Here is a 21,414-nt window from a genome sequence, read left to right as displayed (position 1 = left end):
CAGGCGGGGACGCATCACTATATTTTTCTCCGGTCCAGTCCGACAGGCGACGGAATCAGGCCGCCTTCGCCAGTTCCGGCTGCGCGGGAGCGGTGGCGGTTTCGATCGCCTTCGTCCCCAGCAGATCATAGGGGTCGATGCCGTCGGCGCGCATCATCGCGTGGACCTGCTTGTAGATCGTCGGTTCGACGATCCCCAGCCGCTTGCGCGCCGTCTCGATTGGCTCGGCGAGCAGCGCCTCGATATCCTGATGCGCGATGTGTCGCGCGGCGCGGCCGTTGCGCTGGCCCTCGCGCACCGCAGCATAGATGGGGTAGCGGCGTCCGAAACCCTTGCGAATCTCGCGCGCGCCGGCCCATGCGATGAACAGCGTGCCCCAGCTCGGCGTCTGGCTGTAGGAGAAGGCGAGCACGCACTGTTCGCCCAACGCGTCGCGGCCATAGCCGGTCAGGATGTGCGACAGGTCGTGCGTGTCGCGCAGCCGGTCGCCGAATATCTCCATCATGTCATCGTAGCGCGGCTTTTTCTCGCGGAATTTCATCGATTCGTCGACGAGGCCCTGCGCGGTCAGCCCCTCGCGCTCCATGAAATCGACATAGACGCGCCCGACCGTCCCCTCGGGCAGCGCCTTCAACCGGTCGTGATCGTCGAGCAACGTCGGCAGATAGGGGCGCTCAGCGAGCACCTTCGCCCCCACCGGCGTCGCGAAGAACGCCTCGACCGACCGCGTGAAGCGATTGTCGCGCAGCGCGTCGATGATGTGGAACACCTGTTCGGTGTCCTCCTTGTCGGCGATCAGCTTGCGGAAATGATGCCACGCCTTCAGCGGGCGAAACCCGGTGTCGGCACGGTCGGGATGGCAGAGGGGAAGAGCGGTCATGGCGAATCTCTCATGCTTCGGCTTCGTGGTTCGCAATAGCATTATTGACATATATGTCAATAGTTATCGCCTGTTCCCGTCATCCCGGATCAAGTCGGCAATCCTCCCTTTTCGGCAAGTCACTGTTCCCCGGCGAAAGCCGGGGTCCATGCGAGGCAGCGCTGTGCCATCTGGACCCCGGCTTTCGCCGGGGAACAGTTCCTGCCTTGCCTGAAAGCTATATGCCGATCATGTCCGCAGTGACGAAGAGGCAGGCGCCTTCAAGACCAAAGGGCGTTGCCGCCGCGCCGAGAGGGATATGATCCCGAAGCGAATGCCCTATAGCCTTCCGGCGGAACGCAGCGGAGGCGCGAATGGATAAGCAGGACGGCGCACCGGCGCAGCGGCTGGTCACGCTCGATGCGCTGCGCGGCTTCGCGGTGATGGGCATATTGGCGATGAACATCGTCGCCTTCGCGATGCCCGAGGCGGCCTATATTTCGCCGAAGGCCTATGGCGGGGGGACGCCGGCCGATCTGGCCGGCTGGGCGATCGGCTTCATCCTCTTCGACGGCAAGATGCGCGGGCTGTTCTCGATCCTGTTCGGGGCGAGTATGCTGCTGATCGTCGAGCGCGCAAGGGCGTCGGGACAGGATGCCGCGGCGGTGCATTACCGGCGCATGGCGTGGCTCGCGGTGTTCGGGTTCGCCCATTATCTCTTCCTCTGGTGGGGCGACATATTGTTCCTCTATGCGTGCATCGGCTGCATCGCCTTCGCCTTTCGCGACTGGGAGGCGCGGCGGTTGATCCGCTGGGCAGTCGGGCTGTTCGCACTCGGCACGCTGTTGATGACGTCGCTCTTCGGCGCGCAGCTCGTTCTCGCGCAGGCGGTGGACGATCCCGACGCGCCGGCGGCGATGGCGGCGGCGGGACGTGACGTGATCGCCGGATATGTGGGGCTTGGCGACGCCGTCGACGCTGAACTGGCGCTCTATCGCGGCGGCTATCTGCCGATCCTCGCCGAGCGGCTCGGCCATGCGGACACGCCGTTGCTGATGGTGCTGATGAGCGCGCTCGAAACGCTGCCGCTGATGATGATCGGCATGGCGCTGCTGCGTAGCGGCTTCCTTGCCGGCCGCTGGGAGTCCGCCGCCTATCGCCGCACGGCGCTCCGCTGGCTGCCGCCGGGACTGCTGCTCACGATACTGCTGGCATGGGTCCAGTGGCGCGGCGGGTTCGATTATCTGCTGTCGCTCAACATCTTCCTCGCCTGGGCGCAGCCCGCACGGCTGATGATGACGATCGGCTATGTCGCGCTGCTGGTCCTGCTGATCCGGCGCCATGCCGCGAGCGGCTGGATCGCCCGCGTCGCGGCCGCGGGGCAAGCCGCCTTCTCCAACTACATCGGCACCAGCCTCGTGATGACGAGCCTCTTCTACGGCTATGGCCTCGGGCTGTTCGGCGCGGTCGGGCGCCTGCCGCTCTATCTGTTCGTGATCGGCGCCTCGGCGCTGATGCTGCTATGGTCGAAGCCATGGCTCGCGCGCTTCCGCTATGGGCCGCTCGAATGGCTGTGGCGCAGCCTCGCGCGCGGGGCCGTGCAGCCGATGCGGCGGGCGTCCCCGGCTCAGTAGCCGACGGCGCGGCCGAAGCTCGAGCGGCCGCGCTGGACGAGCGGATTGGCCTCGCGCTCCAGCGCCGCCAGCGTTTCCTCGAACAGCGGGCGCAGCGTGACGACGCGCGGCAGATATTCCTCGGGGCTGATCTGCGCCTCGACGCAGTGGCGCGCGAACATCTCGATATCCTCGGCCAGCGTGCCCAGCCGCTCGCCGCCGAACTGGCGCGCCTCGCTCTTCAGCGTGTGCGCGGGCATGACGAGCCCGCGCGCGTCGCGGGCGCGCATCGCCTCTTCGATCGCGGCGACCGACTTGATGCCGTCCTCGCGGAAATAGCCCAATATGCGGATGAACGCCGCGCCCAGCTGGGTGCGCGTCGCGCGGAATTCATTCCAATCGACCAGCATCTCGTCCAATGTTCCGTCCCTTGGCATGCAATTCGGCCGGTGGTCCCGACGCCTGCATGCCAAAAGGCGGTTAATAGGCGGTTACGGCGACGACGGACGGCTGTTTCAGCGCGTCACGATCCAGCGTCCGGGGCCGGCCGCGCCCGGATCGGCGGCGAGCGCCCACCCCTGTTCGGCGGCGAGCGCGGCGACCTCCCGCTCCGCCTTCGGATCGTCGGCTATCAACAGCACCTGCGGCTCGGCCCGCATCGCGCGCGCCAGCCGCAGCGCCGGCCACGGGCAGCGCATCCCGCGAGCATCGACGACGACGGGTGCCTCAATCGTCATAGGGATTGCGCGTGTTGCGGAAGTTGAGCCGGATCGGCACCCCCTGGAACCCCAGTTCCTTGCGCATGCCGTTGGTCAGGTAGCGCTGGTAGCTCGCGGGCAGAGCGTCGGTGCGACTGCCGAAGACGACGAAGGTCGGCGGCCGCGTGCGCGCCTGGGTGATGTAGCGCAGCTTGATCCGCCGGCCCCCCGGCGCGGGGGGCGGGTTGGCGGTGACCGCACCCTCGAACCAGCGGTTCAGCTTCGCGGTCGACATGCGTCGCGTCCAGATGTCGCGCTGTTCGAAGGCGACGCGGACGAGCGTGTCGATCCCCTTGCCCGTCGCGCCGGAGATGCTGAGCAGCGGCACGCCCTTGACCTGCGACAGCCCGTCGTCGAGTGCCGCGCGCACGCCGTTGAACAGCGCTGACGGATTTTCGGCGACGTCCCATTTGTTGAGCGCGACGATCAGCGCGCGCCCTTCCTCCAGCACCCGGTCGGCGATGCGCAAGTCCTGCGCCTCCAGCCCCTTCGTCGCGTCGAGCAACAGTACGACCACCTCGGCGAAATCGACCGCGTGGAGCGCGTCGGCAACCGACAATTTCTCCAGCTTGTCCTGCACCTTCGCGCGCTTGCGCATTCCCGCGGTGTCGAACAGCTGGATCGGATGGACTTCGCCGTCCTTTTCCCATTGCCAGTCGACGCGGATCGAATCGCGCGTGATCCCCGCCTCGGGCCCGGTAATCAGCCGGTCCTCGCCGATCATGCGGTTGATCAGCGTCGACTTGCCCGCGTTGGGCCGCCCGACGATCGCGAGCTTGAGCGGGCCGAGCGGTTCCTCGTCATCCTCGCCGGTTTCGGCTTCCTCGGCTTCCATGAACGGCTCGACGATCGGGCGCAGCGCGTCGAACAGGTCGACCAGCCCCTCGCCATGTTCGGCGCTGAGCGCGATCGGATTTTCGAAGCCGAGCGCATAGGCCTCCATCAGCCCCGCCTCGCCCTGCTTGCCCTCGGCCTTGTTCGCGCAGAGGATGATCGGCGTGTCCTCGCTGCGCAGCCAGCGGGCGATCTCTTCGTCGAGCGGCGTCACGCCGGCGCGCGCGTCGATCAAGAACAGCGCGGCGTCGGCCTCGCGCACCGCCTTTTCGGTCTGGACGCGCATCCGGCCGGGCAGCGTCGCGGCGTCCTGATCCTCGAACCCCGCGGTATCGACGATGCTGAACGTCAGGCCGAGCAGTTGCCCGTCGCCCTCGCGCCGGTCGCGCGTCACCCCCGGCTGATCGTCGACAAGCGCGAGCCGCTTGCCGACGAGCCGGTTGAACAGGGTCGACTTGCCGACATTGGGCCGGCCGACAATGGCGATCGTTGCGGATCGCGCCATCTGCTTATCCTATCATGCGGGGCCGCGCGGCGCCCCATCCCGTCATCGCCAGGCGGTGATCTGTCCGTCGTCTGCCAAAATATACAAGATATTGTTGGCGACCACCGGCGTCTGCGACAGCGGCGACTTGAACTCGGTCGAGGCGAGCAGCGAGCCGTCGGTAGGGGAATATTCGGCGAGCGTACCCTCGGTATTGACCGCGATCAGCCGGCCGCCGGCGAGGATCGGCCCGGTCCAGCGGATCGGGTCCTTCTTCTTCTTGTCGGTCTCGACGCGGAAGCGCGCGAGCTGCTGAATCCAGCGCACCTTGCCCGATCCGCGCGCAACGCACAGCAGCTTGGCATCGTCGGTCATCGCATAGACCCACTCGCCGACGACATAAGGGGTCGAGATGCCGGCGATCGAGATTTCCCAGGTGCGCTGGCCGGTGACGAGCTCATAGCTCGCCATGCGGCCGCCCTGTCCGAGCGCGAAGACGCGACCGCGATCGATCACCGGATCGGCATCGACGTCGGACAGCGTCGACACCGACAGCGCCATCGAGGTGCGCGCGAGCGCATCCTCCCACAGGTCGCGGCCGTTCTCGTAGCGATAAGCCTGCACCTCGCCCGACGAGAAGCCGGCGACGATCGTGCCCTGCCCCGCCGCGGGAGAGGCGGCGCCGAAAACGCTGCCGGGTTCGAGCGACGCGGTCGCCTGCCACTGCACCGCGCCGTCGGCGGCACTGAGCGCGATGATCTGATTGTCCTGGCTGATGACGTATACACCGCCGAAGGCGATGGTCGGCGCGCCGCGCAGCGGACCGGCCGGCTTCACCTTCCAGATCACCGACCCGTCGGCGGCGTTGAGCGCCGCGACATCGCCCGACCCGCTGGTCGCGTAGACGACCGAGCCGTCGACCGCGGCACCGCCGCCGAACAACGAATCCTTGTAATCCTTGCCCGTGCTGCCGATCGGCGTGCGCCACAGCGAGGCACCGGTGTCGGCCGCGAAGGCCGAGACGACCGCGTCGGTGTCGACGACGAACAGGCGATTATCGGCGATGACCGGCGACGCGGCGAGGCGCTGCTTCTTGGTGCTGCCGGCGATGCTGGCCTGCCACAGCCGCGCGCGGGTCGTGCCCAGCGCGACATGGCCCATCGCCTTCGACGCGTTGCCGCCCGACTGCGCCCAGCTTGCGTTGACGACGGGCTCGGGGAGCACCACCGCGATCTCCGCGGTCGCCGGATCGACCTTGATGCTGTTGTCGTTCGACAGGATCGACACCCGCTCGCCGACCGTCGGCGTCTTGGGTCCGCCCTTGTCCTTGAACGCGCCGCAGCCCGAAAGGGGCAGCGCCAACAGGGCCGCGCAGAGAATATAATGCCGCTTCTTCAGCATATTATTTGGTTTCCTCAGTCTTTTCAGTTGCCGCCGTCTGCGACCCGGCGGCGTCCTTGCGATCCTTGTCCGCGCTTTCGCCGGCACGATCGGCGACAGCATCGACGCCCAGCATGCCCGCCATCTGCACCGCGCGCGACTGGAGCGATTTCGGCACGTCGGGCAGCTTGGCGATACGGCCATAGAGTTCGCCCGCCCGATTGTACTGGCCGAGCTGATAATGGGCGATGGCGCTGAGTTCGGCGGCGCTGGCGAACCAGCTCGACGCGGGATCCTTCGCCTCGACCAGCGGCTTCATGCGGTCGATCACCGCCTGCGGCTTCAGCGTGTCGAATTCGAGCGCGGTCTGGCGAAGCAGCGCGGCATTGCGCAGCGCCGGGTCGATCTTCTTGTCGCCCGCGACCTTCGCCATCAGCGCGGCCGCGCCCTTGCGGTCGCCGGCCTGCGCCTTGATGTTCGCCTGCTGCATCAGCGCGGCCGAGCGATAGGCGGGACTGCCCTCCGCGACAATCGTGTCGAGATCCTTCGCCGCGGCGTTCGGCTGGCTAGCCGCGGCCTTTTCAAAGGCAGCGACCAGCGCTTCGGCCTGCTCGCCGCGCTGCACCTGCTGCGCATGGCCCCAATAGAGCCAGCCGCCGAAGGCGACCAATGCCGCGACGATCGCGCCTATGATCCACCAGCCATAGCGCCGCCAGAGCGTGTCGAGCCGGTCCTTGCGGACCGCCTCGTCGACTTCCAGCAAAAAGGCGGCATTGTCCGGGCTCAGGGCCAATCAAACCTCCATCGTCTCGCTACGGGCGCGGGGCGCATGGCCCGCCGGTCGCTTTCCTTAGCGGCGAGGCCCGGAAAGGCCAAGCGATTCACTCACCCGGCCGCGGCGGCGCTCCGCCGGGCTGCGCCGCGCCCATTCGTCCGGCCTCAACCGGCGTAGATCTGTTCGGATGTCGGGAATGAACGGGACCTGACTTGCTCGGCATAGTCCCGGACCGCGCCGTCGATGACGCTCGCCATGTCGCTGTAGCGCTTCACGAAGCGCGGCACGCGCTCGAACATGCCGAGCATGTCGTCGGTGACGAGCACCTGACCGTCGCACTGCGCCGAAGCGCCGATACCGATCGTCGGGCAGGCGACCTTGTTCGTGATCTCGATTGCGATCGATTCGAGCACACCCTCGATGACGATCGAGAAGGCGCCGGCCTTCGCCACCGCGACCGCGTCCTCGACGATCGAGCGTGCTTCCTCGTCGCTCTTGCCGCGCACGCCATAGCCGCCGAGGATGTTGACCGCCTGCGGCGTCAGGCCGACATGCCCCATCACCGGAATGCCGCGCTGGGTCAGGAATTCGATCGTCGGGGCGAGCACCTTGCCTCCCTCGACCTTCACCGCGGCGGCGCCGGTTTCCTTGAGCAGGCGCGAGGCGTTGGCGAACGCCTGCTCGGGGCCCGCCTCATAGCTGCCGAATGGCATGTCGACGATCACCGCGGCATGATAGCTGCCGCGCACCACCGCGGCGCCGTGCAGCGCCATCATCTCCATCGTCACCGCGACGGTGTGCGGCAGGCCATAGATCACCTGCGCGAGCGAATCGCCGACAAGCAGCATGTCGCAATGCGGATCGAGAAGCTGCGCCTGGCGCACCGTATAGGCGGTGAGCATGACGATCGGCTCGCCCCCCTTGCGCTGGCGGATGCGCGGCACCGTCAGGCGCTTCATCGGCTGCGGCGTCGGGTTGGCGCGGCTGGTCGAGGTGTCGAGGGTGAGCGTCTTGGGGAGCGTGGACATGGGACGGGAGCCTAGCGGTTTATGTTGCGCTGCGAAAGACAGAGTTTCGTCGGGGCGCCGGCGCAGCCGAACAGGCGGCATTGTTTTCTCCCCCTCACGCAAGCGGGAGGGGCGGGGAGACAGACAGTCGCACGCCGTCCCCCGTTCGTTGTCGCTCCTCAGGCCCCCGCTTCGGTCAGCGCGGTCAGCTGTTCGCCGGTCAGCCGCAGCGCCATGCTGTCCATGATGTCGTCGAGCTGCGCGACCGTGGTCGCGCTGGCGATCGGTGCGGTGACGCCCGGCTGCGCCGCCACCCAGGCGAGCGCGATCTGCGCCAGGCTGGCGCCCGTTTCGGTGGCGATGCGATCCATGGCGGCGAGCACCGCGGGCCCCTTGTCCGCCATATAGGCCTTTGCCTTGTAGCCGCGCGGGCTCTGGCCAAGATCGTCGGCGCTGCGATATTTCCCCGACAGATAGCCGGCGGCGAGGCTGTAATAGGGAATGACGCCGAGCCCCTCTGCGATGCAGAGCCGCTGGAGCGCGCCTTCATATTGCGCGCGGTCGAGCAGATTGAGCTCGGGCTGCATCGCGGTGAAGCGCGGCAGCCCCTTCGCATCGGCGACGCGCAGCGCCTCGCCGAGCCGTTCGGCCGAATAGTTGGACGCGCCGATCGCGCGCACGATCCCCGCGTCGCGCAATTCGCCGAACGCGCCCAGCACCTCGTCAAGCGGCACGTCGGGATCGTCCTGGTGCGCGAAATAGAGATCGATCGCGTCGACCCCCAGCCGGTCGCGCGAGCCCTGCGCCGCCGCGCGAACGGCGTCGGGCCGCAGGCCGCCCTCCCCCATCCCGACCTTGGTGGCGATCAGCACCCGGTCGCGCGCGCCGCTTTCGCGGAGCCATGCGCCGATCATCGCCTCGGATTCGCCGCCCCGATGCCCCGGCACCCACGCCGAATAGACGTCGGCGGTGTCGATCATGCCGCCGCCGCGCGCCGCAAAGCGGTCGAGAATCGCGAAGCTCGCCGCCCGGTCGGCGGTCCAGCCGAAAACATTGCCGCCGAGCACGAACGGTCGGATCGACAGGCCGCTTTTGCCCAGTGCGCGTTCGGTCATCGTGACGCTCCTTCCTTCACCGCGGGCACCGCCTCACGCGGGTTGTCGCTGAACAGCCCGTCGATCCCCGTCGCGAGATAGGCGGCGATCTCCGCCGCCAGATCGCCGTGCCCGGCGGGATTGAGTCCGCCCTTGTCGGCGAGCGGCAGGAAATAATTCTCGCGGCGGAAGGTCCACGGATGCACCTTCAGCCCCGCCGCATGGGCATCGCGGACAAGCGACGTCGGATCGCCCAGCGTGCCCAGCATGCCGCGCGGGATGACCATCGCCTTGTTCGGCCCGATGCCGTCGGCATAGGCGGCGACCGCCTTCAGCCCCGCGGGCGACGCCATCGCGGCATAGCTCGTCCGCGGGTCGTCGGCGGGCCCGCCCTCATCGTCCATCAGCTGGATCAGCGGCAGGTCGCTCTTCGCGCGGATCGCCTTGAGGTTGGCGACCTCGAAGCTCTGGATGAACACCGGCGCCTTCCGGCCGCGATAACCGTGTTTTTCGAGCAGCGCGAGCAAGGGCGCCTCGTGCGGCAGACCGATCGCGGCGAAATAGCCCGGATGCTTGGTCTCGGGATAGACGCCGACCGGATGCTCGCGCTCCATGTTCACGCGCGCGAGAAGGTCGAGAATCTCCTCGAAGGTCGGAACCTCGAACTTGCCGTCGTTGGCAGTGCCGCGCAGCCGCGGAATGCGCTCCTTCGCGCGCAGCGTCTTGAGTTCGGCGAGAGTGAAATCCTCGGTGAACCAGCCCGTGACGTCCTTGCCGTCGATCCGCCTGGACGCCTTTCGATCCGCGAACTCGGGACGGTCGGCGACGTCGGTGGTCTCCGAAATCTCATTCTCGTGCCGCGCGACGAGCACGCCGTCCTTCGTCAGCACCAGATCGGGCTCGATGAAATCGGCGCCCTGCTCGATCGCCAGCTCATAGCTCGCCAGCGTATGCTCGGGCCGCTCACCCGATGCACCGCGATGCGCGATAACGATCGGCGATTGGCCGTCGAGGGTGGGCACCGCCGCCATCGGCTCAGCGGCGCAGCCGGGCAGCAACAGCGCCAGCACGGCGGCGTACCAGCGCCTCATGCCGCAAGGCGGGCCTGCCGGTCATCGGCGGCGAGCAGCGGGAGCCTGTCCACGCGTGGAAAATAGGCCGAACGCCGTCGCCTTGGCCAGCGGTTTTCGGGGTCCGGAGGAAAAAGTTTCACGTGCGGGCGCGGGCTTCGCCGCGCCCATCCCTCTCTTCGTCATGCTGAACCTGGTTCAACATCCATGGCCTGCGCTTTCGTTGAGCGCCGCGTCCCGAGCATGATGGCACTGGGTCAATCTAAAGTCATCAGAGTGTAAAAAGGCCGGGTCGACGCCGGCCTGGGAGTGAGCACGACATCGACCCGAGGTTTCTCCAGTGGAATGGACGGAGAAGATTTAGAACTTCAGCGACGCATTGAACCCGATGATGCGCGGGTCCGGCGTGAACACGTTGGTCGTCAGGCCGTTGTCGTCGCTGTTCACGAAGAACCCCGTGATCGGCATTTTCTTGAACAGGTTCTTGACATAGAGTTGAAACGAAAGGCCCGATTCCGGCCGGGTCAGCATGACGGCGACGTTCATATTATCCCACGCCCGCAGCCTGTCGAACTCCGTGTTGTAAACACGACCAAAGCTTTTCGACTGGAAATAATAGTCGCCCCGGAAGGTCAGTTCCCAATCGCCCTCTTCGAGGAAGAACGTATATTGCGAACCGATATTTGCGGTCAGGCGCGGCGCGTTAGGCAGCTCATTCCCCTCGAGGTCCGCATAAAATCCGCGACCGCCATTGGGAGCACCGCTCGCCCCACCGATCCAGGCTTCCGGATTAGCGGGATCATAGGGTACAAGCGCACCCACGGTATCGGGATTATAAGGCGCCAGAGGGTCATAGGTGATACCATAGGCCGGATTTACAAGCACGTTCCCTCGAGCGGGATTCCAGTAATTGAGGCCGGTAACTCTGGTTGGCCTGGCCGGATTCCAACTGCCATAACGGTCTCCACCCGGGCATAGGCTGGACAAGATCAGCGCACTCTCCGGCCCCCCCTTCGGAATCAGTCCCTCGGCATTCTTCTTCAAAATCTGTTCAACATAGGCACGCGGAACAATGCAGTTGGAGGGAACTTGCAACCAGGGCCGCAAAACCACCCAATCGGGGTCCCCCTGCGTCCGGTCCATCACGTCAATCGATTGCGCGCCTTTGCCCAATCGTGTCCGCAGATAGCCCAGATTGCCATCGACCCGAAAAGCGCGCGACGGGCGCCACGCCGCCTCCAGCTCCAATCCCCAACTCGTCGCATTGAAATTTTCATTATAGGCAATGCGGTCAACGATCTGGGAAACCTGGAAATCCTTATAATCGTAAAAGAATCCTGTGGCGTTCAGCGTGAAGCGCCCACCATTGAAGCTATGCTTCATGCCGATTTCCAAGGCATTGACATATTCCGGACGGAATGTTTGCGGCAGGAATTGAAACTGAACCACATTGGTGTTGAAATCGATTCTGGGCGGATTGACGCCGCCGCCCTTATAGCCACGGGATATCGAGGCATAGATGAGGCTGTCATCGGTGAAGCCGATATCCGGCTTCCAATCGAGCACCACACGCCCAGTGAATTTCCCCCAGGACAGGTTTATATCATCCTGAGCGGGATAGCCGCTGTTGACACGACCACCGGTGATATCTCCAATAAACTGGGAACCATATGGATCATCAGGGCCACCGTTAGCTACGGTACTTGGATTATTCCTTCCTCCACCCAATAATAGCTGACTGGGAATTTGATCTGCTTTTTTCTTATCCTTTGTATAACGGGCGCCAACGGTTAATTTCAGATTTTCATTTATGTTCCAATATAATTCACCGAACAGTGCCCTTGACTTGATATGAACACCATTTTTGCTCAGAAAATAATTATGACCCTGATCGTTCAAGCTATCGATTGGGTTGGTATCGACATAGGGGCATTCCCTATCCTCATTGCCCAGCTCGCAAGGCCGCAATACCCATCCATCCCCAGCATAACCGGGCGCGGCAGGTATAGTTGGAGCTCTACTATAGTACCACTGAGCGATATAGGTGAACATATTGTTGAAGACATAATAATCATCTTGCGATTTAAAATCGAGATAATTGGCGCCGACCAGAAAATTCAACGGCCCATCGAAACTGGATTGCAGGCGGAATTCCTGGGACCATTGCCGATTTCTGGATCGGTTCAAATCCGCCGAGACCATGCGATCCGAACAACCGAGTTGGTAATCGCAATAAATACCGCCCGGTGTCGGCCCCGGATACTTTTCCGAGTCAATCAATTTGGTACCCACGTAAATAGGCTGATCCGAGCTATCCGCAAACATGGGCTCCGTGACAAACCGGTTATAGTCCTGTGATGAATAGAATCGATCACGGGAATAAGCCGTTTGTGAAATGAATTGCAGGGTTTCGGATGGCTTATATTCCCAGTTGAACTGGACGACATCATTTTTTGCACGAAATATTGGATCCCAATTGGATTCAATTTCCCGCAAATTTCTGGATTGCATACCTCCGCCCATCGGATCAGGGATGATCGCGGGTATTTGAATCTGCGTGCGGCCTTCCAGCCGATTTCCAACCCTCATTGAGGTGGCAGGGTGATAAAGATAAACGAGCGCAGCGCTATTGGGCTTTCCAAAGGCCGCATCGTCATAAAGGGATCCGGGAAGGCAGCCTTGGCTAATACGACCCCGTAGAAGCTGGTCCGTAATCTCAACATCACCAATTTTTGCCGTGCCCGGATCGGTCGTGCACAATTGCTTGGCCGACCGCGACCGATTGTCATCCTCCTCGAAATGCTGCCAAATGACATTGGCCTTGAAGCGATCACTCGGTTCCCACGCCAAAGTGGCGCGGGTCGACCACAGGTCACGCCCATTGATGCGCGTATTGAAAAAGCTGTTGTAATCGAAACCGTCGCGCTTGGTCATCATCCCCGCGACGCGAACACCCAATGTATCGGAGAGTGGTACGTTGAGCATACCGCTCAGGCGTCTGGTCTTATAACTGCCGGTCTCGCCCTTTACCTCGCCCCCGAATTCGGATTCGGGCAGTGCGGGGATCATATTCACCACGCCGGCGGTCGCGTTGCGGCCATAAAGCGTACCCTGCGGACCGCGCAGCACCTCCACGCGGTTCATATCGAAAAACTCGGCTTCGAACAGCCGGTTGCGAACAAGCGGCGTGGAGTTGAAACTCACGGCCACGGCGGGATCGCTCGTTGCGGAAATGGATTGCGTCCCGATCCCGCGGATCGAGAAATTATACATGCTGAAATTGGTCTTGGTGAAACTGACGTTCGGGACGGCGCGCAGCAACTCCGCCCCGCCTTCGATCTTCAGATCGTCCAGCCGGTTCGACGACAGCGCCGTCATCGCGATCGGCACATCGATGATCTTCTCTTCCTTCCGCTGCGCCGTGACGACGATCTCCGACCCGTCGTCGATCTCGTTGCGCGCGGCCGGCGGCGGGGTTGCGGCGCGTTCGACGACATAGGCCCCTTGCGGAGTGTGGCGGGCGCGCAGGCCGCTTCCCCGCAAGGCCGCGTCCAGCGCCTGACCCGCGGTCAGCGCGCCGCGCACCGCCGGCGCCTGTCGTCCCCGCACGTCGCCTGCCTGGAATACGACCTCGCTGCCGGTCTGGCGGCCGATCTGCGTCAGCGTGTTCGCGAGCGCCTGCGCCGGAATGTCGAGTTGCTTCGCTTCCGCCGCCTGCGCCTGCATCGCGCCGGCCGCGCTCACCGCCAGCGCGGCGACCCCTAGATACATGGCCGCCTTGAACGAAAATGCGGTGCGTGTAGCGAATGTCATGCTTGCCCCTCCCTCTGTGATGCTCCGCGCCGGTTGACGGCGTCGGACATCAGAACGTGAGCGGGCGAAAAATCCGCATCGGAAATTTGCAGAAAATTTTCGCACGGCCCGCAGTGCCGCCTTACCGTAGCGTCATGACGCTCCTTCTCTCAGTCCCTCCGCTTCGCATTCTCCCTCCGTCGTCACCCTGAACTTGTTTGGGATATCTACCCTTGAGGCAAGTCACTGTTCCCCGGCGAAAGCCGGGGTCCATGCTTGGCAGCGCCGTGCCATCTGGACCCCGGCTTTCGCCGGGGAACAGTGACTTGTCGAAAAGGGATAATCGCCAACTCGTTTCAGAGCCTGCCCCGGACCCGATCCGGGGGGCCATCGCCTGCCCTCGAATGAAACGCGGCCTTGAAGGAGAGGCCTGGCCTTGGATGCCGAAACAAGTTCAGCATGACGGAAGAAGAGAGACCGGTTGCGGGCGAGAGATCAACGCCCGGCGCGCAATTCGACCCCACCGTCGGGCAGCGGGCGCTGGCGGACAGGCAGAAGCTCGCCGACGATGGCGGCGAAGCGTTCGGGGCTGCCGGTACGGAACACGCCGCTGACGCGCAGATTGCCGGTTGCGGGATCGTCGATGACGAGTTGCTTGCCCGAATAGCGGTTCATCTCGGCAATCGCCTCGGCCAGCGTCACGTCGTTGAACTCGACGAAGCCTTCGCGCCAGCGAAGCTGCTGGTCGATGTCGGCCTTGAACTTCACGGGCCGTGCGCCGTCGGACACGAGCAACGCCTCGCCGGGGCCGAGAACGGCGGGGACCATGACGGACGCATCGTCGGCTGGCCGGTCCTCGCCCTCATCGACGACGACCTTGCCCTCGACCAGCGTGACCTTCATGCGGTCGGAGTCGAGCAGGCGGACCTCGAAGATGGTGCCGAGCGCGGTGACCTGCTTCGCGCCCGCCTGAACGACGAAGGGACGGTGCGGGTCCTTGGCGACCTCGAACAGCGCCTGCCCGCGCAGCAGGCGGACAAGGCGGCGGTCGGCGACGTAGCCGACGCGGATCGCGCTGTCGGTGTTGAGGGTGATCGCGCTGCCGTCGGCAAGGCGGACGGTGCGGCGCTCGCCCCTGGCCGTGGCGAACTCGCCGCTGTCGGGTGCCTTGGGGGTGGCGTCGGCCGCCGGGGCGGATCGGGCCGCGAGCTGCGGCGCGTCGGCCTTCTGGCCGAACGGCAGATAATCGGTGCCCAGCGCGACCGCCGCGAGCAGCGAGGCCGCAATGCCGACGCCGATCCCCGCCCACAGGCCGCGCCGCGGTTCCTTCCCGGCCGCGAGCGCCGAGGCGCGCAGGGCGTCCAGCGCAGGGTCGCCCGGGGCGCCGTCGAACAGCTTCCATGCCGCTTCAGCCTTGGCGAAAGCGGCGGCGTTCGCGGCCGATTCCGCACGCCAGGCGTTGAACTCGTCCTGATCCCCTGGGCCGAGCGGTCCCGCGTCGATGCGGACGAGCCACGCGGCGGCGGCCTCGTCGGGCGCCAGCCCGCGCAGGGTCGAGGGAGAGGGGATTGTCATCACTCGAAGTCGATCCTTCGCATGATGTGGGTGATGGCGCGCTGCATATGCTTCTCCACCGCGCTCACGGATATTCCGAGCCGCTTCGCTATGTCGTTCAGGCGCATGCCTTCGAGCCGTCTCAGCACAAATATCACCCGGGTCCGTTCCGGCAGTTCGAGCAGCACGGCGGTTGCCCGCGCAAGCTGTTGTCGATCCATCAGAACGTGCTCGGGCGAAAAATCCGCACCCCCATGCTGATTTTGATCGAATGGTTCGTGAGCGTCCGAATGGCGCGTCACTTTCTTGCGCAAATGGTCGGTCAGGACGCTGCTGGCGGTCTCGAACACATAGGCGCTGAGATTCTGGCGTTCGAGTTCGGAGGCGCCGCCGCGTTTGACGAGGCGCTCGAACACCTCCTGCACCATGTCCTCGAGGTCAGCGCGGTCACGCGTGCGGCGGCCGAACCAGCTGAGCAGCGAGCGGCGGAAATCGCGGTCGAGCCGGTCGAGCGCCGCCCTGTCTTCCTCGCTATATTCGTATCGGCGCTGTCGTCTGACCATGTCCCTCACCCTCGCGCGCGAGGATGATTCACAATTTCCATGGCCGCAAGACGGGTTGTGGGTGGACGGGGTCCGCTACAGCGCCTGCTCCCATTCGGCCGCGTCAAAGCCCAGCAATACCCCGCCATCATGGACCACGACCGGGCGTTTGATGGCCGAGGGATTCGCGATCATGATCGCTATCGCCTTCGCGGCGTCCAGGTCGGCTTTCACCTCGTCGGGCAATTTCCGGAATGTGGTGCCGGACCGGTTGAGCAGCTTTTCCCAACCGAATCGGCGGGTCCAGTCCGCCAGCTGGTCGGCGTCGACGCCGCTTTTCTTGTAATCGTGAAACGCATAATCGACGCCGCGATCCGCAAGCCAGGCGCGAGCCTTCTTGACGGTATCGCAGTTGGGAATCCCGAATAGGGTAACGGGCATTTTCACACCTTCAAATTTCAAATCGGAACAGCGCGTTAGTTGGCCTGCGGCGTTGCAACGAACGCGCAGTTCAGGATCATAGCGGGGTCCGGTCGGCAAGGCGAGTGTTCGCGCTCGCCAATTTGCCGCGCAGGGCGCGTGCGAAACCCTCGTGCAGCGCCGCCGCGATCCCGGGGTTCGCCGCCAGATAGGATCGCAGCGCTTCGGCGGGCACGAACCACAGCCGGGCCCGGGTGGCCAGCGTTACCGTCCCCGTCGCATTCGCCCCGTCGAGCACCGTCGCCTCGCCGATCAGCGCACCGTCGGACAGCAGGCCGACATCGGCACCGTCGCGCTGAATCGCCGCCTCTCCCTCCGCCAGATAGAAGAGGCTGGGGACGGCCTCGTTCTCGCGGATCAGCACCTCGCCGCGGCGCGCCGAAATCCAGTGCCCCTGGTCGATCAGGCGCCGCGCCTCGACGGGACCGAGGCCGCCGAAATGCAACTGGCGCAACTGCTGCTCCTCGGGCGAGAAAGCGATTCGCGTGTCGCGGATCCAGCCGCGAAGGCCGAGACCCAGGTTGATGAGCGCGAGCAGCGCGAGGAGCAGGACCACGCCGGCGGGGCCGCGCCCGAACAGCGCCATGGGCAGGGCGAGCAGCGCCGCCAGCGCGATTCCGATCCGCACGTGATCGATGCGGACGGCAAAGCCTGTCGCGAGCAGCAACAACAGGGCGGCATAGCCGAACCAGGCGGAATCGAAGTGTGCCATAGCCTTCGTTTCGCGTTGTGGTCCCGTCGAGACCCTTAGGTATGAAACGGTTACCAATTTCCGAACGGCGCGCGGCGGCGCGCCCCCGATCACGCCTGCCGAAACCGCAGCAAATTACCAGTTTCCGCAGCGCAAGAAAAGCGCGGGTGCATAAATGGGCCGATGATGCTAATTTCCTGTCCTTGCTTCCCTGGCCCATCCGAGCCAAGGCGGCGCGCGAGATTCGATTTTGGAAGCAGAAGACGCAAAAGATGACGCAACCATGGCAACCGCATAGCTGGCGCTCGCACGAGGCCCGCCAGCTTCCGACCTACGCCGACGAGGCCGCACTAAACGCGGCCGAGCGTGAGCTCGCGAGCTATCCGCCGCTGGTCTTCGCGGGCGAGGCGCGGGCGCTGACGGACGAACTCGCACGGGCGGTCGAGGGCAAGGCGTTCCTGTTGCAGGGCGGCGATTGCGCCGAAAGCTTCGCCGAATTCCATCCGAACAACATCCGCGACACCTTCCGCGTCCTGCTCCAGATGGCAGTCGTGCTGACCTTCGCATCGAAGGTGCCGGTGGTGAAAGTCGGTCGCATGGCGGGCCAGTTCGCCAAGCCGCGCTCCGCCGACATGGAAGAGGTGAACGGTGTCGAGCTGCCGAGCTATCGCGGCGACATCATCAATGACATCGCGTTCGAGGCGGTGGGGCGCGAGCCCGACCCGCGGCGCATGGTCCGCGCCTACAGCCAGGCGGCGGCGACGCTCAACCTGCTGCGCGCCTTCGCGCACGGCGGCTATGCGAACCTGCATCAGGTCAACGCCTGGACGCACGATTTCATGGACCGCAGCCCGTGGGCCAAGAAATATCAGGAAACCGCCGCGCGCATTTCCGAGGCGCTCGCTTTCATGGAAGCGTGCGGCGTGACGCCGGAGACGGTCCCGCAGATCAAGGGGACCAGCTTCTACACCAGCCACGAGGCGCTGCTGCTTCCCTATGAGCAGGCGCTCACCCGGCAGGACAGCCTGACCGGCGGCTGGTACGACACGTCAGCGCACATGCTGTGGGTTGGCGACCGCACTCGCTTCGAGGGATCGGCGCATATCGAATATCTGCGCGGCATCGGCAATCCGGTCGGCATGAAATGCGGCCCGACGCTGGAGCCCGACGCGCTGCTGCGGCTGCTCGACACGCTCAACCCGAACCATGTGCCGGGGCGAATGACGCTGATCACCCGCTATGGTCACGACAAGATCGAGGCGCATCTGCCGAAGCTGGTGCGCGCGGTGAAGGAATCGGGTCATCCCGTCGTCTGGTCGTGCGACCCGATGCACGGCAATGTCATCAAGACCTCGACCGGCTACAAGACACGCCCGTTCGAACGCATCCTGGCCGAGGTGCGCGGCTTCTTCGCCGTCCACCGCGCCGAGGGAACGCACGGCAGCGGCATCCATATCGAGATGACCGGCCAGAACGTCACCGAATGCACCGGCGGCGCGATGGACGTGACCCAGATGGACCTCGCCGACCGCTATCACACCCACTGCGACCCGCGCCTCAACGCCGGGCAATCGCTGGAACTGGCGTTCCTGCTGGCCGAGATGCTCAACCAGGAAATGGCCGACCGGGCGAAACAGGCGGCCTGATAGATAAATGTCGCCCCGGCGAAAGCCGCGGCCGCTCACGATCCTGCGCCCGTCCGCTAGCGGCCGCGGCTTTCGCCGGGCGATGGCTGGAGCGCGATGGCTTTCGATTGTCCTGTGCGTCATTGCGAGCGGAGCGAAGCAATCCAGGGCGGTCTACGTCTACTCTGGATTGCCGCGCGGCTTCGCCGCTCGCAATGACGAGAGCGGCGTGCGTTCAGCCAGCATCATCTCAGATCAGGGCTCGATGCTCTAATTCGTCCCAGGCCACCGCTTCGTATCGGCAAAGGCCCGCCCTAGCGCGACGTGCAGGTCGGCGTCCTCGGCCGCGCCGCCCAGCGGCACCTTGTCCGAAAATTCGTCGCCGGGTCCGTGGTAGTCGCTTTCCAGAAACGCCTCCAGCAGCCCCATGTCCGAAAAGCTGCCCCCCACCATCAGCGACGGCACGCCCTTGGCGCCGAGCGCCCAGCCGTCCTGCCGCTGGATGAAGGGGTCAGCCTCTCCATCGTCGTCGATCGTGCGGCCGAGCGCGGACGCGACCTCGCGCACCAGCGCGTCGTGGGCGGGGCGCCCGCGACCGATCGTCGCGACGGGCGTGCCGCGCGGCGAGATGGCGATGGTGTCGATGTTGAGCGCGACGGTGATGTCGGTCAGCGGCAGCACCGGATGATCGGCGAACCAGCGCGCGCCGAGCAGCCCCTTCTCCTCCGCCGTCGTCGCCATGAAATAGATGTCGCGGTCGGGGCGCGGTCCCTTGGCAAGCCGCCGGGCGACCGCGATCAGCACCGCGATGCCGCTCGCATTGTCGACCGCACCGTTGCAGATGCGGTCGGCCGCCCCTTCGGGCGCGCAGATGCCGAGATGATCCCAATGGCCGAGGAACAGCACCGCCTTGCCGTCGGGTTTTGCGCCCGGCAGCTTCGCGATGATATTATGGCTGTCGACGCTGCGGACGGTCGCCGTCGCCGACAGGTCGGCCGTGACCGGCAGCGCCAGCCCGCGAAAGTCGGCCGCCCCGGCTGCCGCCCGCGCCGCCGCGCCATCCTCCCCCGCCTTGGCGAACAGGGCGTCGCTCGCCTCGAGCGACAGGAAGCCGCCGATCGGCGGGCCGGCCTTCGCGTCAGCGAGGCGCGTCGTCCGGCTGCCCAGCGCATCGCGAAGCTGTGCCCAGGGCAGCGCGTCGGTCGCGATAACCAGCACCGCCGAGGCGCCCGCATCGGCGAGCAACTGACGCCGTTCGCGATAGCGCGGCAGGTCGTCGCCGAACGGAGCATTGCCCATCAGCATGATCGCCAGCTTGCCGCGCACGTCGGCGTTGACCCGGCCTTCGCCGTCGACGCCATAGCCGACGAAGACCGCCGGCAGGTCCGACAGCGACGCCGCGGCATCGCGGCCGGTCAGGATGACGCCATCCTCCTCGATCGCGAAATCGCGCCCGCGCACCTTGAAACGCGCATGGCTTCCCGTGGCCTGGGTCTCGACCAGCGGGACCGGCTGGAGCCAAGGGGTGGCGCTTCCCGGCACCGGGTTCAGTCCCGCCTTCGCCCACTCGCCGACGATATAGGCGATGGTGCGCGCTTCGCCTTCGCTCCCCGGCGCGCGCCCTTCGAAGGCGTCGCTCGACAGGGTGCGGATATGATCGGCGAGTTCGGTCTCGGTGACCGGCGCATCGTCCCTGGCCTGCGCGGCGGGGACGGCAAGAGCGACGAGCGCCACGGCGGCAAGCGCGGCGCGGAATTTCGGCGTTTTCATGGACGCGCCGCATGGCATGCCCGCCCCGGGCAGGCAAGGCGCGTTCGTCGAACGACGAAAAGCGGGAGGGGGGAACAGGTGGTCGCATGACAGGATTCAAGCGGAGACGCGGAGGTATGGAGGAATAGCCTTTCCTGCGCCGCGGCTATTTCCCTCAACCGCCGATTTCGAACCGAGGTCGCAGAACGCAGAAGCCTGTCGGCCTGAATCCTCCGCGATCTCTGCGCCTCTGCGCGAATCTCCTATCCGCGCCCCGCCCGCTCCAGCAACGCCCGTGCCGCAGCAACGTGCATGTCCTCGATCATCCGTCCTTCGTGCCGCTGCGCCCCGCCGGTCGCGGCTGCGACGAGCGCCTCGGCGGCGGCGATCTCGCGCGGCGACGGAGCGAAGGCGGCATTGCACGGATCGACCTGCGTCGGGTGGATCAGCGTCTTGCCGTCGAAGCCGAGCCGCCGCCCGTTGGCCGCCTCAGCCGCAAAGCCCGCCGCATCGTCGATGGCGTTATAGACGCCGTCGAAGCACCACACACCGCCCGCCCGCGCGGCGAGCACGATCGCCTGGATCGCATGGCTCATTGCGCCGCGATCGGTCCCGTCGGGAAGCTTCAGCTCGTGCGCGAGGTCGTTGAGCCCGGCGATCAGCCCGTGCGTCGCCGGGTCGGCGGCGATGTCGCGCGCGGCATAGATGGCGGCGGGCGTCTCGATCATCGCGAACAGCGGCAGGCCGAATCCGCGCGCGGGGGCGAGATCGGAGGGTGCATCGACCTTGGGCAGCACCACCGCGTCGAGCGCCAGCCCGGCGAGCGCATCGAGATCGGCCGCCTGATGCGCGCTGCCGGTGCCGTTGATCCGCACCGCGACGCGCTTGCCGGGAAAGCCCGCGGCGACCGCAGCGCGCATCGCCTCGCGCGCTTCCGCCTTGCGGTCCGCCGGCACCGCATCCTCCAGGTCGACGATCAGCATGTCGGCGGCAAGCCCGCGCGCCTTTTCGAGCGCGCGCGCGTTGGAGGCGGGAACGTAGAGCAGCGAGCAGGGAGCAAAGTCGATCATGCGCTTTTCTGTGGCGTACCCGCGCCATTGCCGCAAT

The 21,414-nt window shown here is 65.5% G+C and carries 18 protein-coding genes; 2 read left to right on the top strand and 16 right to left on the bottom strand.

The window, feature by feature from the left end:
• Nucleotides 1–55 precede the first annotated feature (55 nt).
• Complete coding sequence (locus SGRAN_RS04855) at nt 56–880, bottom strand: Coq4 family protein (protein WP_067181118.1); 825 nt, start codon at nt 878–880, stop codon at nt 56–58.
• A 353-nt stretch (nt 881–1,233) separates the two neighbouring features.
• Between SGRAN_RS04855 and SGRAN_RS04850 the strand changes: the two genes are divergently transcribed.
• Nucleotides 1,234–2,493, top strand: coding sequence for a DUF418 domain-containing protein (locus SGRAN_RS04850; RefSeq protein ID WP_067181116.1), 1,260 nt, complete (start codon nt 1,234–1,236; stop codon nt 2,491–2,493).
• Here SGRAN_RS04850 and SGRAN_RS04845 read toward each other — a convergent pair.
• The 13 genes from SGRAN_RS04845 to SGRAN_RS04785 all read right to left on the bottom strand — a co-directional run bounded on the left by SGRAN_RS04845 (nt 2,487) and on the right by SGRAN_RS04785 (nt 16,954).
• Nucleotides 2,487–2,882, bottom strand: a complete 396-nt coding sequence (locus tag SGRAN_RS04845) for an Hpt domain-containing protein (protein ID WP_237234048.1) — start codon at nt 2,880–2,882, stop codon at nt 2,487–2,489. The genes SGRAN_RS04850 and SGRAN_RS04845 overlap by 7 nt on opposite strands.
• 105 nt (nt 2,883–2,987) lie before the next feature.
• The gene (locus SGRAN_RS04840; RefSeq protein ID WP_067181111.1) at nt 2,988–3,209 is read right to left on the bottom strand and encodes a sulfurtransferase TusA family protein; all 222 of its coding nucleotides are present in this window, start codon (nt 3,207–3,209) and stop codon (nt 2,988–2,990) included.
• Nucleotides 3,199–4,569: a ribosome biogenesis GTPase Der gene (gene der, locus SGRAN_RS04835; protein WP_067181108.1), complete on the bottom strand. Its 1,371-nt coding sequence runs from the start codon at nt 4,567–4,569 to the stop codon at nt 3,199–3,201. Before der ends, SGRAN_RS04840 begins: the two co-directional genes overlap by 11 nt.
• A gap of 42 nt (nt 4,570–4,611) precedes the next feature.
• On the bottom strand, nt 4,612–5,949 hold the full coding sequence (locus tag SGRAN_RS04830; RefSeq protein ID WP_067113592.1) for an outer membrane protein assembly factor BamB family protein: 1,338 nt from the start codon (nt 5,947–5,949) through the stop codon (nt 4,612–4,614).
• Between the two features lies 1 nt (nt 5,950).
• Complete coding sequence (locus SGRAN_RS04825; protein ID WP_067181105.1) at nt 5,951–6,721, bottom strand: tetratricopeptide repeat protein; 771 nt, start codon at nt 6,719–6,721, stop codon at nt 5,951–5,953.
• 146 nt (nt 6,722–6,867) lie between these two features.
• Nucleotides 6,868–7,731: a 3-methyl-2-oxobutanoate hydroxymethyltransferase gene (panB, locus tag SGRAN_RS04820; protein ID WP_067113598.1), complete on the bottom strand. Its 864-nt coding sequence runs from the start codon at nt 7,729–7,731 to the stop codon at nt 6,868–6,870.
• A 158-nt stretch (nt 7,732–7,889) separates the two neighbouring features.
• Nucleotides 7,890–8,825: an aldo/keto reductase gene (locus SGRAN_RS04815; RefSeq protein ID WP_067181103.1), complete on the bottom strand. Its 936-nt coding sequence runs from the start codon at nt 8,823–8,825 to the stop codon at nt 7,890–7,892.
• Nucleotides 8,822–9,895 (bottom strand): glycerophosphodiester phosphodiesterase, encoded by a 1,074-nt coding sequence (locus SGRAN_RS04810; protein WP_067181101.1) that lies wholly within the window; start codon nt 9,893–9,895, stop codon nt 8,822–8,824. Before SGRAN_RS04810 ends, SGRAN_RS04815 begins: the two co-directional genes overlap by 4 nt.
• A gap of 339 nt (nt 9,896–10,234) precedes the next feature.
• The gene (locus SGRAN_RS04805; protein ID WP_237233761.1) at nt 10,235–13,687 is read right to left on the bottom strand and encodes a TonB-dependent receptor domain-containing protein; all 3,453 of its coding nucleotides are present in this window, start codon (nt 13,685–13,687) and stop codon (nt 10,235–10,237) included.
• Nucleotides 13,688–14,161: 474 nt separating this feature from the next.
• Nucleotides 14,162–15,241, bottom strand: a complete 1,080-nt coding sequence (locus tag SGRAN_RS04800; RefSeq protein WP_067181098.1) for a FecR family protein — start codon at nt 15,239–15,241, stop codon at nt 14,162–14,164.
• On the bottom strand, nt 15,241–15,783 hold the full coding sequence (locus SGRAN_RS04795; RefSeq protein ID WP_067181096.1) for an RNA polymerase sigma factor: 543 nt from the start codon (nt 15,781–15,783) through the stop codon (nt 15,241–15,243). Before SGRAN_RS04795 ends, SGRAN_RS04800 begins: the two co-directional genes overlap by 1 nt.
• A gap of 75 nt (nt 15,784–15,858) precedes the next feature.
• Entirely contained in the window at nt 15,859–16,203 is a 345-nt protein-coding gene (locus SGRAN_RS04790; RefSeq protein ID WP_067181094.1) for an arsenate reductase, read from the bottom strand.
• Between the two features lie 76 nt (nt 16,204–16,279).
• Nucleotides 16,280–16,954 carry a Crp/Fnr family transcriptional regulator gene (locus SGRAN_RS04785; RefSeq protein WP_067181092.1) on the bottom strand — a complete coding sequence of 225 codons (675 nt, stop codon included), beginning with the start codon at nt 16,952–16,954 and terminating at the stop codon, nt 16,280–16,282.
• Between the two features lie 251 nt (nt 16,955–17,205).
• Here SGRAN_RS04785 and SGRAN_RS04780 point away from each other — a divergent pair, with 251 nt between their 5' ends.
• Nucleotides 17,206–18,579, top strand: a complete 1,374-nt coding sequence (locus tag SGRAN_RS04780; RefSeq protein WP_067186907.1) for a class II 3-deoxy-7-phosphoheptulonate synthase — start codon at nt 17,206–17,208, stop codon at nt 18,577–18,579.
• A gap of 249 nt (nt 18,580–18,828) precedes the next feature.
• On the opposite strand, the gene SGRAN_RS04770 is transcribed toward SGRAN_RS04780, so the two are convergent.
• Together SGRAN_RS04770 and SGRAN_RS04765 are read right to left on the bottom strand one after the other, a co-directional pair.
• On the bottom strand, nt 18,829–20,328 hold the full coding sequence (locus tag SGRAN_RS04770) for a M28 family peptidase (RefSeq protein WP_237233758.1): 1,500 nt from the start codon (nt 20,326–20,328) through the stop codon (nt 18,829–18,831).
• 242 nt (nt 20,329–20,570) lie between these two features.
• Complete coding sequence (locus SGRAN_RS04765) at nt 20,571–21,377, bottom strand: HpcH/HpaI aldolase/citrate lyase family protein (protein WP_067181086.1); 807 nt, start codon at nt 21,375–21,377, stop codon at nt 20,571–20,573.
• Nucleotides 21,378–21,414 lie beyond the last annotated feature (37 nt).

This window comes from Sphingopyxis granuli, assembly GCF_001559015.1.
In the GTDB taxonomy this organism is placed as follows: domain Bacteria; phylum Pseudomonadota; class Alphaproteobacteria; order Sphingomonadales; family Sphingomonadaceae; genus Sphingopyxis; species Sphingopyxis granuli.
Note: the sequence above shows the minus strand (reverse complement) of the source record. Positions and strands in the feature narration are given on the sequence as shown.